The sequence below is a fragment of the Rhizobium acaciae genome, assembly GCF_025941625.1.
Lineage (GTDB): Bacteria > Pseudomonadota > Alphaproteobacteria > Rhizobiales > Rhizobiaceae > Rhizobium > Rhizobium acaciae.
In genome coordinates, this window is sequence record NZ_JAPCZO010000018.1 from 41,381 (window position 1) to 56,864 (window position 15,484).

Here is a 15,484-nt window from a genome sequence, read left to right on the forward strand (position 1 = left end):
AATCCCAGGACAGAAAGACGAAAGAGGATTTTCCATGACTTCAGATCAACCGATCCGCTGGGGCATCATCGGCCCCGGCACCATCGCCCGCACCTTTGCAGACGGCGTCGCTCATTCACGCACGGGGAAGCTGGTGGCGATTGCCACCCGCAATCCGGCAAAGCCGGGCCTTGCCGAAGGTTTCCCCGGCGCCCGCATCGTCGATGGTTACGAGGCGCTGCTCTCCGACAAGGAGATCGATGCGATCTATATCGCCGTCCCTCACACCGGCCATGCCGAATGGGCAATCAAGGCGGCACGCGCCGGCAAGCACATCCTGGTGGAAAAGCCGATCGCGCTCTCGGCCTATGATGCCGAAGCGGTTTATTACGAGGCGAAAAAGGCCGGCGTCTTCGCCGGCGAGGCCTTCATGTACCGCGTGCATCCGCAGACGGAGAAGCTGGTCGAACTCGTCAAAAGCGGCGTCATCGGCACCGTTCGCATCATCCGCTCGAGCTTCGGCTTCAACATGGGCAGCTACAAGCCGGAACACCGGCTTTTCGCCAACGACACCGCCGGCGGCGGCATTCTCGATGTCGGCGGTTATCCGGTCTCGATGGCCAGACTGATATCAGGCGCCGCGGCGGGCAAGGCCTTCCTCGAACCGGAGAAGGTCTCGGGCGTCGCCCATCTCGGCCAGAGTGGCGTCGACGAATGGGCATCTGCCGTGCTCAAATTCCCGAACGAGATCATCGCCGAAGTCTCCTGCTCGATCATGGCCCAGCAGGACAATGTGCTGCGCATCATCGGCTCGGAAGGCCGTATCGAGGTCCAGGACTTCTGGTTTGCCTCCGGTCACAAGGGCGGCGTCGGCAAGATCGAGATCTTCAAGGGCGGCAAGCAGGAGACCGTCGAACTCAGGGAGGATCGCTGGCTCTATTCGTTCGAGGTGGATGCGGCAGGTGATGCCATCCGCGCCGGCAAGACCGAATTCAGCTCTCCTGGCATGAGCTGGGCAGATTCGATCGGTAACCTGCGCGTGCTCGACCAGTGGCGTGCCTCGGTCGGCCTCGAATACGGCGTGGAAAAAGCCAGCAAGCGCACGGCAAACATTGCCGGCGGCACGGTCGCGCGCGGCAACAGCGTTCCGCAGCGTCAGATTCCCGGCATTTCCAAGCCGGCCTCGGTGGTGACGCTCGGCTTCGAGTTCTTCCCGAATTTTGCCTCTGCCTCGCTGACGCTCGACGCCTTCTACGAAGCCGGCGGCAATGCCTTCGACACGGCCTATGTCTATGGCGGCGGCAAGACGGAAGCGATCTTCGGCGACTGGCACACGAGCCGCAAGGTGCCGCGCGAGGAGATCGTGCTGATCGGCAAGGGCGCCCATTCGCCGCTCTGCTATCCCGATATGATCGCAAAGCAGCTCGACCAGTCGCTTTCCCGACTGAAGACCGACTATGTCGATATCTATTTCATGCATCGCGACAATACCGGCGTGCCCGTCGGCGAGTTCGTCGACGCCATGGATGCCGAGGTCAAGCGCGGGCGCATCCGCGGCATATTCGGTGGCTCGAACTGGACGCGGGCGCGCTTCGACGAGGCGATCGCCTATGCCGAAAAGACGGGCAAGACGGCGCCGGCAGCACTCTCCAACAACTTCTCGCTCGCCGAGATGCTCGACCCGATCTGGGCCGGCTGCGTTGCCGCTTCTGATGACGACTGGAAAAAGTGGCTGAACGAGAAGCAGGTCCCGAACTTTGCCTGGTCGAGCCAGGGCCGCGGCTTCTTTACCGACCGCGCCGGTCGCGACAAGCGAGATGACGAGGAGATCGTGCGGGTCTGGTATTCCGAGCGCAACTTCGGACGCCGCGACCGCGCTATCGAGCTTGCCAACAAACTCGGCCGCAATCCGATCCACATCGCGCTCGCCTATGTGATCGCCCAGCCTTTCCCGGTCATTCCGCTGATCGGGCCACGCACCGTCGCCGAATTGGAAGACAGCCTCTCGGCGCTCGACGTCAGGCTGACGCCTGAGCAGGTGAAGTGGCTGGAAGGCTGACGAGACAGGCAAAGGGCGCGGTGCGAGCCGGCAGCCCTCTTAGCCATTGCTTCATCAACACCCCTTGTAACCTCGGTTATCAGGGGTGTTTCGCATGGTGGATTTCATCATCGTCGTCTACGGACAGCATCTCGACTGGAGCGTAAGCATCCTTCTGCCGTGCATCTCTGATTGCCGCAATTTCAACAACGCCGTCTCGCGAGCGAATAGTCAGCACGAAGGGAGGCATACTTACCTTGCGCGTTCCTTCCAGGGTTCCCCTTTCGGTCATTTGGGGAAACGATGAAAGAAGCTCTCTTTGCCTTTCCAGGCGTTCAACGAGTTTCTTTGCGGCAGCTGGGTTAACCTCTGCGAGTTCAGCAATCCTGCTCAAAAACCAACGTTCTGCACTTTTGGAAAGGCGAATGCGAGGCATCAACCCACCCGCATACGGCGTCGATATTCGGCGGCATCGACGATTGCGCGAGCCTTCTCAAGCACGTCCTCCAGATCGACGCTGTCCCCTCGATCCAGTTCATCGAGACCTTGAGCATCTGCAAGGATTTCGGCCCCTTCAATTGCAAGATATTGACTGAGCGCCTTCTGCATTACCCAGGTACGATCACGTTCGAGAATTGCGGCGATACGATCGAACTCCGAAACCAGGGACGTGGGCAGCCTCAGAGAAACCTGAGATTTTTCACTGTTCAGCATGATTTATCGCTCCGTAATACAGCGAATTACACGGTAACCCAAACCCAGGCGAAGTCAAGACGCCTTGAGCCTCGCGGTAGCGCGATGCTTCAGCGGCACCAAGTTCTGAGAAGGACGATGCTGCCCATTCCGCCGATGACACATTTAGGTAAGGGGCGCGGTTTGAGCCGCGCCCCCTGCATTTCTACTTGCGCGGCTCGGAAGCTTTCTTCCTGGCTGCGTCGTCCATCAGTTCGTACCACATGGCGTTGAGGACAGCGAACGCGGCGGCCAGCGGCAGGCCGAGGATCCATGCAAAATACCACATCATTTCGTCTCCTCAGAGCAATTCCAGCAAAAGTGCGAAGCGGTTTTCCGTCCGGAATTGCGTAAAACAAAAGGTTAGAGCGGTTCTACTGAATCGCTCTAGTAGGCGTGACTGTTCTTGTCGGTGACGGATTTCTCGTCGACCTTGCCCCACAGGACCTTGTAGACCCAGGCTGTGTAGGCAAGGATGATCGGCAGGAAAATGACCGTCACGACAAGCATGATGAACAGCGTCATGTGGCTGGAAGATGCATCCCAGACCGTCAGGCTCGATCGCGGATCAAGCGAAGAGGGCAGGATGAACGGGAACATCGACAGGCCGACCGTCGAGATGATGCCGAAGATTGCGAGTTTGCTGAAGAGCAGCGTCATGATCTCGCGTTTTGCCCGCATGGCAAGGAAGGCCAGTGCTGCGCCTGCGAAGCCGAGGACGGGCGCGATGATCATCCACGAGTGGGCGCCGTAATTGGTGAGCCATGCGCCCTTCTCAAGCGCCACGGTTTTCAAGAGCGGGTTGGAGGGGCCGATCGGACTGATATCGCTGGTGATGCGATAGCCGCCGACGCCGATCCAGAGAAAGAGGCCGCCAAGCGCGAAAAGCACGATGACGGCAAGGGCGGCAATGCCGCCGTAGCTTCTGGCGCGCTCGGCGACCGGACCGCTCGCCTTCAGCACCAGCCAGGCCGCACCGTGCATCGTCAGCATGGCGACCGAGAGCAGGCCGCAGAGCAGCGCATAGGGGTTGAGCAGGGCGAAGAACGAACCTTCGTAGAAGATCCGCATATCGTCGGCGAAGCGGAAGGGCACGCCCTGCAGCACATTGCCAACTGCAACGCCGAAGATCAGCGACGGCACGAAACCGCCGATGAACAGCGCCCAGTCCCAGCCGTTGCGCCAGCGGGCGCTTTCCCGCTTCGAGCGATATTTGAAACCGACCGGACGCAGGATGAGCGCGAAGAGGATCGCGAACATCGCCAGATAGAAGCCCGAAAAGGAGACAGCGTAAAGCGGCGGCCAGGCGGCGAAGATGGCGCCGCCCCCGAGGATCAGCCAGACCTGGTTGCCTTCCCAGGTGGCGCCGATGGTGTTGATCGCCACGCGCCGTTCCGTATCGGTCCGGGCAACGAAAGGTAGAAGTGTGCCGACGCCGAGATCGAAGCCGCCGGTCGTCGCAAAAGCGATCAGCAGGACGCCGAGCAGCAGCCACCAGATGAGACGCAGGGTTTCATAGTCGATGAGTTCGTGAAGGATCATGGCAGGTCACTCCGCGGCAGGGACGAGGGTTTCGGAAATCAGAATCGCTTCCGGCTCGTCGTCCGGCTCCGGTCCTTGATTGATCGCCTTGATCATCAGGCCCATCTCGATGACGATCAACACAGTATAAAGTGCGCCAAAACCGATGATGGTCAGAAGCACGGTGCCGGCGCCGAGGCTAGAGACGGCTGCTGCCGTCGGCAGCACGCCTTCGATCACCCAGGGCTGGCGGCCGAACTCGGCGACGACCCAGCCGAGCTCTATGGCGACCCAGGGCAGGGGGATCGCCAGCACGGCGATCCGCAGAAGCAGCGGATATTTGTCGAGGTGGCGGCGCGCCGACAGCCAGAAGAAGGTGGCGGTCAGCAGGATGAAGAAGATGCCGAGAGCAACCATGATGCGGAAGGACCAGAAGAGCGTCGGCACATGCGGGATCGTATCGCGTGCTGCCTGAACGATCTGCTCGTCGGTCGCCTGGCGCGGATCGTCGACGTAGCGCTTCAGAAGAAGAGCATAACCGAGATCATGGCCGAGATCCTCGAAGGAGCTGCGCACTACCTGCGCAACCTGGTTCTGCGCCGGTGCCGAACGGATCTGCATAAGCGCGTCGTAAGCCTTGATGCCGTCGCGGATCCGGGTTTCGGCCTGCTGTTCGAGCTTGTCGATGCCGGGGATTTCGGTCGTCAGCGACCGCGTGCCGATCAGTCCCATGACCCAGGGAATGTGCACGGCAAAATGCGTTTCGCGCGCCTCCTGATCGGGGAAGCCGAAGGCGGTGAAGGCCGCCGGCGCCGGTTCCGTCTTCCACATGCCCTCGATCGCGGCGAGCTTCATCTTCTGGTTCTCGGTGGCGAGATATCCGCTTTCGTCGCCAAGCACGACGACTGATAGAGCCGAAGCGAGGCCGAAGGAGGCGGCGACCGTCATCGAGCGCTTGGCAAGCTCGATGTGCCGGCCCTTTAGGATATACCAAGCCGAGACGCCGAGCACGAAGATCGAGGCGCAGACATAGCCCGCCGATACAGTATGGACGAATTTCGCCTGGGCCACAGGATTGAAGACCACGTCGAAGAAGCTTGTGATCTCCATGCGCATCGTCTGCGGATTGAGCGCCGATCCCACAGGGTTCTGCATCCAGCCATTGGCGATCAGGATCCAGAGTGCGGAAAAGTTCGAGCCGAGCGCCACCGCCCAGGTGGCGACCAGATGGCCGACCTTCGAGAGCTTGTCCCAGCCGAAGAAAAACAGCCCGACGAAGGTCGCCTCCAGGAAGAAGGCCATCAGGCCTTCGATCGCCAGCGGCGCGCCGAAGATGTCGCCGACATAATAGCTGTAATAGCTCCAGTTCATGCCGAACTGGAATTCCATGACGATGCCGGTGGCGACGCCGAGCACGAAATTGATGCCGAACAGCCCGCCCCAGAATTTGGTCATCTGCCGCCAGATCTGGCGGCCGGTCATGACATAGACGGTTTCCATGATCGCCAAGAGCACGGACAAGCCGAGCGTCAGAGGCACGAACAGGAAGTGGTAAAGCGCCGTCAGCGCAAATTGGAAGCGCGATAACGCGACGATATCTAGTTCCATTGTCTTTCTCCCACGGTCCCACGGGGTACAGGGCGTTCCTCAGCACCGGCCGGCGCGTGAGGGTATGCAATCTTGCTCTAGTCCGGCCGAAGCCGGTCGAGCGCCTTTTCGAACGCCGCCTCTCCGCGGCGCGAAATCTCTGTGATGCGACCGCCGTTGATGACGGCGATGCGGTCTGCGATCGCCGCCTCGCGGCGGATATGCGTGGCGATCACCAGCGAGCGGCCCGCCGCCATGGCCGACAGCCGGCTGAGCACGTCGCGGGCGGTGACGCCGTCAAGTCCCTCGGTCGGCTCATCGAGCAGCCAGAGCGGCGTATCGCGCAGGAAGAGCCGGGCAAGCGCCAGCCGGCGCGACTGGCCGCCCGAAAGACCGAGCCCGCCTTCGCCAAGCCGCGTATCGATCCCCCGCGGCATGGCCTCGATATCGGCAAGCAGGCCGGCGGCGGCGAGCGCTTCGCGAAGACGGGCCTCGTTCGCATCCGGGTTCGCAAGGAGCAGGTTGCCGCGCAGGCTGTCCTCGAAGAGCTCCGTCCGTTGCGTCAACAGCGTCGCCGTCAGCGCGGCAACATCTCCCGTCTTTGCCGGCAATTCACCGGAAAGGAGAGCAAGCAGGCTCGACTTGCCGGCGCCGCTGCTGCCGATGACGGCGAGGTGGTCGCCCTGTTGAAGCGTAAGTTCGATATCCTCGAGTGCCGGCACGGCGGAATTTTCATGGAAAGCTGACACCTTCACCAGCGAAAAAGCGCATCCCGGCAACGGCGCCGGCAATGGTTCGGGTGCCGCCGCGACGGCTAGCCGCGGCGCGATGCGCCGTGCCGCAAGCAGCGTCCTGCCGAGCTCCAAGGCACCACGGCGTAGCGCTGTGAAGGGTTCGACTGCCGCAAAGGCGACGAGCAGGCCGAGTGCGGCGACAGGAGCGGTAATTACCTTCGTTTCCGCAAGTGCCGCAACGGCAAGCAGTGATGCGGTCAGCAGCAGAGTCGAGACAAGGCCGAAGCCGAATGTCAGGCCGGTTTCGACGCGGTTCAACCGATTGTCGGCGCGGGCGGCGTAATGGTCTGCCGCGGCAATCGTCTCCCTCTGCACGGCAAGGCGACCGGCCATCAGCAGATCGGTCTGGCCGGCAACGAGATCAATCGTTCGCGACCGCAGCGCCTCGATGCCATGGGCGCGTCTGCGGGCATGTTTGCGCGCCGCTCGCCCGGCGATGACAGGCAGGCCGAGGCCGGCACCGGCGAGAAAAAGGCCGAAACACAGGCCGAACACGGGATGCATCAGCCCCAGCACGAGGCTTGCCGCCAGTGCTGCGCCAATCGCCACCGCAGCCGGCACGAGGATTCGCAGGTAGAGGGAATCGAGCGCATCGATATCGGCCGTCAACCGGAAAAGCAGCCGTGCGGGACGATGCAACAGGATGCGAGCCGCACCCGGTTCGGCAAAGCCGCGAAACAGCCTTTCGCGCAGCGCGGCGAGCACGCCGAGCGTTGCGTCATGGGTCGCAAGCCTTTCGCCGTAGCGCGCGGCCGTACGGACGATGGCGAGCAGGCGAATGCCGGCTGACGGCGCAAAGACGTCGAAGGTGATGGCGGCAGCGGCTGAAAGGCCGGCGAGCGAAGTGGCGGTGATGAACCAGCCGGACAGGCCGAGCAGGGCGATGCCGGCGGTCACCGTCGCCGCTGAAAGTGCTGCGCCGAGCAACAGCGCATGCCGGCGCTCGGCAAGGAACAGGCGCAGGATCGGCTTGAGGTCCGCAACAGATCTGCTCATTCGGCGGCCTCCCTCATAACGATGCCGGCATCGACGCGCTTGGCGCGATGCATGCGGGCAGCAAGCAGCGGATCGTGGGTCGCAACGATCAAAGTGCGACCCCTGGCGAGCGAAAGCAGGCTCTCGGTCACCTCGGCGGCGGTAGCAGCGTCGAGATGTGCGGTCGGCTCGTCGGCCAGGATGATCCGGAGATGCGGATTGCAGGCCGCCCGCGCGATCGCAAGCCGCAACGTCTCGCCGCCGGAAAGTCCGATCCCGCCTTCGCCGAGCGGCCGGTTGCCATAGGCGGCGGCGACTTTTCCGAGCCTGGCGGCGTCAAGCGCATCTTCGATATCGCCGCGCAGGATACCGGGCCTGCCGAGCGCGATATTGCCGGCGATGGTCCCAGCAAAAATATGCGGTCTCTGGCCGATCCATGCCATGCTGGCGCGCAAGGCGTGGGCGCTGTCATCCACAAGTTCGATGCCGCCGATGACGATGCGGCCACCGGTGCAGGGCGCCAGCCCTGAAATCAGCGAAAGAAGCGTCGACTTGCCGGAGCCGCTGGCGCCGAGAAGCGCCAGATGTTCACCGGCCGCGATATCGAGGTTGAAACCGTCGAGGATCAACGGTTCGTCGGCGTTGTAGCGGAAATCGACATTCTCAAGACGAATGGCCGGCGCCTCGGCGACGGCAGATACCGCTGGCGCGACCTCGGCTGTTCCTCGGATCGACACCCCACCACCAACGAGGGAGTCCAGCGCTTTCAGCGCCGCTTCGCCGGCCGCCCGATCGTGCCAGACGGCCGAGAGTTCGCGCAGGGGCTCGAAGAAGGCCGGTGCCAGCAGCAGGATGAACAGCCCCTCGGTCAGGTCGAGCCGGCCGACCCAGGTGCCGAAGCGGATCTCACCGAGCAGGCTGAAACCGACATAGACGGCAATCATCGCCACGCCGAGTGCGGCGAAAAGCTCGAGCACCGCCGAGGACAGAAAGGCGATCTTCAGCACCGCCATGGTGCGCGTACGCAGCGACTCCGCCTCCGACCGCAGGCGCAGTGCCGTTGCATCGACGGCGTCGAGCGCACGGATGGTCGCCAGTCCGCGCAGCCGATCGAGCAGGAAGCCGTTTAGGCCGCCGGTCGCGACGAGTTGCCTTTCGCTCGCCGCCTGGGCGCGCCAGCCGATCAGCGCCATGAAGATAGGAATCAGCGGCGCGACAAACAGCAAAACCAGCGCGGCGATCCAGGAGACCGGCAGGATGAAGGCAAGGATGATGAGCGGCACGAGGCTCGCCTTCATCCGTGCCGGCTGGAAACGGGCGAGATAGGGCACGATCAGTTCGGCCTGTTCGCCAAGCACGCTTGCGGCTTTGCCGGAGGCAGGCCGGCCGCGATCGATGGGCGACGACATGGAAAGTGCCGCGGCGGCAATCTGCCGCCTGCGGCTGAGCTCGGCGCGGGCGGCGTGAAAGGCTAGGCGGCCGCCAGCCGCGTCGAGACAGCTTCTTGCAAATCCGAGGACGAGGATGCCGAGAGCTGGCCAGAGAACGTCATGCAATCCGCCGCCATTGGCGACGCGGCCGACCGAGACGGCCAGCAACCCGGCCTGCGGGATCCAGACGGCGGCGGCCAGCGCTTGTAGTATTGCCGCCCTGCGCAGCCCGCCTTTGACATTATCGGGGCCGGTGACAGGCGAGACTGTATCGCCGACCGGCATCGGCTCGGCGCCCCGTCCGTCCGTCGCGTCGAAGAAAGCAATGCCCATGGCGCTAACTCTTGTTCGCAGGATTTGGCCGGCGGCTGCGGCCGAGCGAAACGACCCGGTCCTTGGCCTCCAGAAGCTTGGTAACTTTCGCGCCAAGCGAGAGTAGCGTTGCGAGCCTTTCTGTTTCAAGTTGTTTTACGTCTTCATACCAATGCGTCAGCTGCTCGATCAGCGTGTGCATCTCGCTCATCCGTTGCTGCGCATGTCGCTCAGCGTCGCTGGCCGGCCGCTGCATCAGGATCTCACGCAGAACCGACAGCGTCGGATCGACTTCACGCTTCTTTCGCTCCTCGGCAAGCGTCCTCAATATCTGCCAGACATCATCAGGCGTGGTGAAAAAATCGCGGCGGTCGTCCGGCTTGTGTTTCAGGATGACAAGGTTCCAGGCCTGCAACTCGCGCAGGCTCATCGACACATTGGAGCGCGAGATGCCGAGCGACTCGGCGATCTCCTCGGCGCAGAGCGACGCGGGCGAGACGAAGAGCAGGGCGTAGATCTGGCCGACCGTGCGGTTGATCCCCCAGCGCGACCCCATTTCGCCGAAGTGGAGAACGAAGGACTGGACGAGAGGGGGGAGGTTCATGGTCGTTTCCGTTGCGTCTGTGATTTCAGATATTTCTGAAATCACTATACTGACCTTCGCGTTCCTCCGGCAATCGGCAAGGCTGGCCTGCGTCAATTTGGATGTCCCTTCGTTGATCGTTGGCTAGATATAGCCGGACGCGACGTGGCTGAATTTGACTTAGGTCAAATCCGTGGCGCTTTGCGGCGACAACGCAAAAACGCCCGGCGATGCGTTACGCATGCCGGGCGTTCTGTCGAATTGAGATGCCTAGGCCGCTGCCTGGTTTTTGCTCAGAACTGCCGTCAGGTTCAGATCAAGCCGGCCAGAAGGCCGACACCGGCAACGGCGGCAATGCCGCCAGCCGTGCGCGTCACGAATATGCCCTGCCGTTCACCGGCGCGGCCGATGAGGTAACCAAGCGCTAGGCCGGCGACATGCAGCAGTGCGGTTGCGATCATGAAGCCGGCGGCATAGGCGACACCGGCGGCTTTTTCCGGCATTTCGGCGCCATGTGCATGACCGTGGAAGATGGCGAAGAGGCCGACGACGCCGAGTGCTGCGGCCAGCGGCGCCTTGACGTTGAGTGCGACGACGGCGCCGAGAACGACGACGGAAAGCGCGATGCCGATTTCAACGAAGGGAACATTGATGCCGGCAACGCCGAGGGCACCGCCGAGCGCCATCACCAGAACGAAGGTCGTCGGCACGAGCCAGGTGGCGCGGCCGCCGAGCTGAAATGCGAAAACACCAACCATCACCATGGCGAGAACATGATCGAGGCCAGAGATCGGATGGGCAAAACCATGGCTGAAGCCGGCAGCTTCGCCGATCGCGGGATGGGCGGAGGCGACGGCTGGAAGCGCTGCGGCAGCCAAGGCAAGCAGGCCGCTCTTGAGTGCTGATTTCATTGCTCATTCCCCTCGTGAGTTTTCGAATATCCTGCGGCCGCAGAACACGTTCATGGTTCCAAGTCGCGGGCATCACGCTAGTTCAAAGAATTCGCGCCGTCAACGAAAACTCCACGAAATACCGAGCTAATTCAACTGCTTATCTGATAGGCAGATGCCGCTTTCGATAGCTTCTCCCGACGCGCCGCGCCTCACGATCGCACTGGAAACAACTCCGCACAGGGGCTATCAATCGTCCGGCAGAAACGGTGCAGGCCGCCGCGATGGAGGAGACGCCCATGACGAATACCGAACGGCCGCTGGCGATCAGCGCGCCCGAGCCGCGCACGCTCGATCTGATTTTCAGCGACAAGGCGCGCGCAGAATTGCACGCCAAATACGAGATCGTCGAGGCCGATCCCGAGAACATCGCCGGTCTCGGCGACGAAATCCTCGGCAAGGCGCGTTACATCATCGGCCAGCCGCCACTTTCGGTGGAAACCCTGGGACGTATGCCGGCCTTGCGCTCCATCCTCAACGTCGAAAGCAATCTTCTCAACAACATGCCTTATCAGGTGCTCTTCCAGCGCGGTATCCACGTCGTGACGACGGGGCAGGTCTTTGCCGAACCGGTCGCCGAAATCGGTCTCGGTTTCGCCCTGGCCTTGGCGCGCGGCATCGTCGACGCGGATGTCGCGTTTCGCCAAGGCAAAGAACTCTGGGGAGGGGAGGGGAATGCAAATGCGCGGCTGATCGCCGGTTCAGAGATCGGCATCGTCGGCTTCGGCGATCTCGGCAAGGCGCTGCGCCGGGTGCTTTCCGGCTTCAGATCCCGCATCAGGGTATTCGACCCCTGGCTGCCGCAATCGATCCTTGAGGAAAACGGTGTCGAGCCGGCAAGCATGGAGGACGTCCTGACGAGGAGTGATTTCGTCTTCGTTGTCGCCGCCGTCACCAGCGAGAACAGAAGATTTCTCGGTGCCGAGGCCTTCGCCAGCATGCGCAGGGGCGCGGCCTTCATCCTGCTCAGCCGCGCCGATGTCGTCGATTTTGATGCGCTGATGGCGGCGGTCTCGTCAGGCCATATCGTCGCAGCGAGCGACGTCTACCCTGAGGAACCGCTGCCGCCCGATCATCCGGTGCGGGGGCTGAAAGGTTTCATCCGCTCGGCGCATAGGGCTGGCGCGCTCGACAGCGCCTTCAAGAAAATGGGCGACATGGTGCTCGAAGACATGGACCTGATGGATCGCGGCCTGCCGCCGATGCGCTGCAAGCGGGCGGAACGCGAGACGGTTTCCCGCATGCGTTCCAAACCGGTCGAAGTGAATTAGTACAGAATGCCGACGTGACGCGCCGCCTCAGGCGGCGCGCTGCTCGGCACCCTGGATCGCCGCAAGCTTCCAGTCGGCGCCGGACTTGCGCACGAAGGTCCAAACCTCGGTGCTTTCGCTCGGACGGCGGTCGTCGCCGGAAACGACGCGGCCGCTGTCGCGTTCGACCATCGCGTCGATCGAGGAATAACGCATGGCAAGCGTCGCATATTCCTGGCCGTCCTCGCGCCAGGCCTCGGCAATATCGCCCTGCAGCAGCTTGACGTCGGAGACGCTGTTGCGCACACCGTTGGTGGCGTTTTCGCCAAGCTCCTCGGCGAGATAGGACATCGCCTCGGGCGTCGTCAGCCGGCGCAAGGTGCCGTAATCCTCTGCGCCGTAAGCGGTCTGCACTTGGGTCAGCAATTCCTCGAACTGATCGAGATCGGCCTGCGCCAGCCCGATCTCGTCGCTTGGCCGATTGCCGCGCGACTGCCCGCCGAATCCGCCGCCCGAACCGATCGTCGGGATCTGGAAGGACGAATTGTTCGTGGGCGACATATTATAGGACCGGCTCTGGCCTCCGACGCCGTAGGAAGGCTGGCGGCGGTTGGCGAAATAACGCATGGCGAGCATGACAGCGCCGCCGATCAGCGCGATCTGCAGCAACATGCCGAGCAAGCCGAAGCCGCCGCCGAAACCGTGGCCGAGCAGCATGCCGAGAAGGCCGCCGGCAATCAGGCCGCCGATCATCGAACGGCCGAAGCCGCCGAAGAAACCGGGGCGCTGGGCACCGAGAGGCTGCTGCGCGGTAGCAGGTGCGGTGGTCTGACGTGGCGTCATCGACCTTTCGATCGGCGCTGCGGTCCCAGGCGCGGTGCTGGTGACAGGCGGTGCCTGGAAGGTGCGCGTGCCGCGGCTGCCAAAACCGCCGCTGCCGGCACGGCGCGCCTCGGCATCGTCAAGGGAAGCAAAAACGGTAGCGCTCGTCAGAGCGGCGATGGCCGCGATCTTGGCAAAACGCGAAACGGCACTCGGCATTCCTGATCTCCTGTCATGCGCAATCACGGCATGTCGAGATGTAATATAGGGACTCTTTCCGCCGTGTGAAGCTCCTCGCCTCCATTACTGGCAGACGTCGACCCAGCTGGCGCCGGTCAGCTCCGCCAGCCGTCCGGTTTCGATGCGCACGGCCGAGTTCGTCGAGCCGGCCGCCGGCACGACTTCATCGAAGCGTTTCAGCGAGATGTCACAATAGATAGGCAGCGGCGAAGGCAGGCCGAAGGGGCAGACGCCGCCGACCGGATGGCTGGTGACGGCCACAACCTCTTCGGCATCGAGCATGCGCCCCTTGGCTCCGAACGTGTCCTTGAACTTGCGATTGTCGAGCCGTGCCGTGCCGCCGGCAACGACCAGCATCATCTGCTCGCCGACACGCAGACAGATCGTCTTGGCGATCTGGGCCGGCTCGACGCCATGGGCTTCGGCGGCAAGCGCCACCGTCGAGGAACTCTCGGCGGTTTCGATGATTTCGATATCGGGTGCGTGGGCGCTGAGGAAAGCGCGGACGGATTCAAGGCTCATGACGCAATGCTAGCCCAGGAAATACGCAATTTGAAGCGTAAAAGACGCTTGTCAAAAACCGCCGCTTGCAAGTCGCGCGGACATCGTCATAATAATTTTGCACACGTGCTCAATTTTGTCATTCGGCCGTTACGTTCAACCCCTAGAGCGGGATACGCCACGTTTTCGTGGGGTTTCGGAGCGGTCATCATCAGCAGTGCTGACCCGTCAAGAGGCCTCACACTGCTCTTCCAGGGAGACGAAGAAGATGACTATTTTGCCGACATTGAAATCCCTTGCCGTCGCAGCCGCCATCCTGGCGTCGACCTCCGCAATTGCACTCGCCAAGGACGTTCACATCAGCGTCTGGGCCGGCGGCACCGGCCCGAACGACGTCTATCGCCTCGACGCCATCGAGATCGCAGCCCAGCAGCTGCAGCGTGAAGCCGCTCTCAAGGGCGAAGAGCTGAAGATCACCGTCGAGAAGAAGCCCTATTCGGCCTGGGAGGACTTCAAGCAGGCGCTGACCCTTGCCGCCGAAGCCAAGACCGCTCCGAATATCGTCGTCAGCGGCCATGAAGACATAGCACCCTGGTCGCAGGCCGGGCTGATCGTACCGATCGAGGATTATGTCGATCTCGACTCTTGGCCGCTCAGCGACATCTATGAAAACCTGTTGCAGATCGCCTCCTACAACGGCACCGTCTACGGTATCCCGCAGGACGCCGAATCCCGTCCGATGTTCTTCTGGAAGCCTTACATGAAGGCGATCGGCTACAGCGACGCCGATCTGGATGCGCTGCCGCAGAGTGTCCAGGACGGCAAGTACACCATGAAGAACCTGCTCGAAGACGCCAAGAAGATGCAGGACAAGGGCCTCGTTCAGGCCGGCTACGGTTTTTATCCGCGCACCAGCAACGGCCCTGATTACTGGCAGTTCTACACCAGCTTCGGCGGCACGATGGAAGAAGGCGGCAAGCTTGTTTTCGACAAGGCCGCGATGACCCGCACCTATCAGTTCTTCGCCGATGCCGTGAAGACCGGTGTTACCAAGAAGAACCACATCGGCATGCCGGGCGACCAGTGGTGGAAGGAAGTCGCCACCGGCAAGGCCGGCATCTGGGACGGCGGCACCTGGCACTATGCCCGCCTCGTCAACCAGGAAGGCCTGAAGGACTTCTTCGGCAACGTGATCTTCACGCTGATTCCCGCCGGTGAGGGCGGCAAGGCCAACACGCTGACCCATCCGCTCGTCTACCTGCTGACTGCAGGTCACGACCAGGAAGACACCGAGATCGCCGCCCAGCTGGTCAAGATCGCTTCCGAGCCGCGCACCAACGCGCTGCATGCGGTCAAATCGGCCCATCTCGGCATCTCCAAGTCGGAATCGACGGTCGACTTCTACTCGGCAGACCGCTGGACGCGCGAAGCCACCGAGCGCCTGCTGCCGCATGCCAATGCGATGCCGAACAATTCCGATTTCGGCAAATATTGGAACATCATGTGGAAGAACCTCGAGGCATCCTGGACCGGCGCCAAGACCGTCGATGCCGCGGTCGGTGATGCAGAGAGCGAGCTGAAGAGCACGCTCGGCGACAAGATCGTCATCCGTTAGAACAGGATGATGTCAGGCCGACGCGGCCTGAAATCTGAATCCTGTTCTAAATTAAAGGGTTAGAGCATGATGTCGTCCGAAAACCGATCACACTTTTCGGCATCATGCTCTAGGATCGAAGCACTCTTCCGGGCGGCGGCAACGCTGCCCGGTCG

At 62.3% G+C, this 15,484-nt stretch carries 14 protein-coding genes; 3 read left to right on the forward strand and 11 right to left on the reverse strand.

The window, feature by feature from the left end; all coding sequences use genetic code 11:
- Positions 1 to 34 precede the first annotated feature (34 nt).
- The gene (locus tag OLZ32_RS26045) at positions 35 to 2,038 is read left to right on the forward strand and encodes an aldo/keto reductase (protein WP_264398469.1); all 2,004 of its coding nucleotides are present in this window, start codon (positions 35 to 37) and stop codon (positions 2,036 to 2,038) included.
- A gap of 79 nt (positions 2,039 to 2,117) precedes the next feature.
- On the opposite strand, the gene OLZ32_RS26050 is transcribed toward OLZ32_RS26045, so the two are convergent.
- The 9 genes from OLZ32_RS26050 to OLZ32_RS26090 form a co-directional block, all read right to left on the reverse strand.
- Complete coding sequence (locus OLZ32_RS26050) at positions 2,118 to 2,453, reverse strand: type II toxin-antitoxin system RelE/ParE family toxin (RefSeq protein WP_264398470.1); 336 nt, start codon at positions 2,451 to 2,453, stop codon at positions 2,118 to 2,120.
- Positions 2,453 to 2,731 (reverse strand): CopG family ribbon-helix-helix protein, encoded by a 279-nt coding sequence (locus tag OLZ32_RS26055; RefSeq protein ID WP_130704395.1) that lies wholly within the window; start codon positions 2,729 to 2,731, stop codon positions 2,453 to 2,455. The genes OLZ32_RS26050 and OLZ32_RS26055 overlap by 1 nt, the downstream gene beginning before the upstream one ends.
- 184 nt (positions 2,732 to 2,915) lie before the next feature.
- Positions 2,916 to 3,038 (reverse strand): cytochrome bd-I oxidase subunit CydX, encoded by a 123-nt coding sequence (gene cydX, locus OLZ32_RS26060; protein WP_017957645.1) that lies wholly within the window; start codon positions 3,036 to 3,038, stop codon positions 2,916 to 2,918.
- A gap of 98 nt (positions 3,039 to 3,136) precedes the next feature.
- On the reverse strand, positions 3,137 to 4,291 hold the full coding sequence (gene cydB, locus OLZ32_RS26065; RefSeq protein ID WP_003549210.1) for a cytochrome d ubiquinol oxidase subunit II: 1,155 nt from the start codon (positions 4,289 to 4,291) through the stop codon (positions 3,137 to 3,139).
- Between the two features lie 6 nt (positions 4,292 to 4,297).
- Entirely contained in the window at positions 4,298 to 5,878 is a 1,581-nt protein-coding gene (locus tag OLZ32_RS26070; protein WP_003549211.1) for a cytochrome ubiquinol oxidase subunit I, read from the reverse strand.
- 77 nt (positions 5,879 to 5,955) lie between these two features.
- Positions 5,956 to 7,647 (reverse strand): amino acid ABC transporter ATP-binding/permease protein, encoded by a 1,692-nt coding sequence (locus OLZ32_RS26075; protein WP_264398472.1) that lies wholly within the window; start codon positions 7,645 to 7,647, stop codon positions 5,956 to 5,958.
- The gene (gene cydD, locus OLZ32_RS26080; protein WP_264398473.1) at positions 7,644 to 9,389 is read right to left on the reverse strand and encodes a thiol reductant ABC exporter subunit CydD; all 1,746 of its coding nucleotides are present in this window, start codon (positions 9,387 to 9,389) and stop codon (positions 7,644 to 7,646) included. The genes OLZ32_RS26075 and cydD overlap by 4 nt, the downstream gene beginning before the upstream one ends.
- Before the next feature lie 4 nt (positions 9,390 to 9,393).
- Positions 9,394 to 9,972 carry a GbsR/MarR family transcriptional regulator gene (locus tag OLZ32_RS26085; protein ID WP_003549222.1) on the reverse strand — a complete coding sequence of 193 codons (579 nt, stop codon included), beginning with the start codon at positions 9,970 to 9,972 and terminating at the stop codon, positions 9,394 to 9,396.
- A gap of 290 nt (positions 9,973 to 10,262) precedes the next feature.
- Positions 10,263 to 10,862, reverse strand: a complete 600-nt coding sequence (locus OLZ32_RS26090; protein ID WP_003549223.1) for a HupE/UreJ family protein — start codon at positions 10,860 to 10,862, stop codon at positions 10,263 to 10,265.
- Positions 10,863 to 11,140: 278 nt separating this feature from the next.
- Between OLZ32_RS26090 and OLZ32_RS26095 the strand changes: the two genes are divergently transcribed.
- Positions 11,141 to 12,172: a hydroxyacid dehydrogenase gene (locus OLZ32_RS26095; protein ID WP_264398474.1), complete on the forward strand. Its 1,032-nt coding sequence runs from the start codon at positions 11,141 to 11,143 to the stop codon at positions 12,170 to 12,172.
- 27 nt (positions 12,173 to 12,199) lie between these two features.
- Here the strand turns inward: OLZ32_RS26095 and OLZ32_RS26100 are convergent, their stop codons facing one another.
- A complete protein-coding gene (locus OLZ32_RS26100) occupies positions 12,200 to 13,192 on the reverse strand; it encodes a Tim44 domain-containing protein (RefSeq protein WP_003549228.1) in 993 nt (330 codons plus the stop codon).
- A gap of 84 nt (positions 13,193 to 13,276) precedes the next feature.
- A complete protein-coding gene (locus OLZ32_RS26105) occupies positions 13,277 to 13,735 on the reverse strand; it encodes a YbaK/EbsC family protein (RefSeq protein ID WP_003549231.1) in 459 nt (152 codons plus the stop codon).
- A 247-nt stretch (positions 13,736 to 13,982) separates the two neighbouring features.
- Between OLZ32_RS26105 and OLZ32_RS26110 the strand changes: the two genes are divergently transcribed.
- On the forward strand, positions 13,983 to 15,329 hold the full coding sequence (locus OLZ32_RS26110; RefSeq protein ID WP_011649786.1) for an extracellular solute-binding protein: 1,347 nt from the start codon (positions 13,983 to 13,985) through the stop codon (positions 15,327 to 15,329).
- Positions 15,330 to 15,484 lie beyond the last annotated feature (155 nt).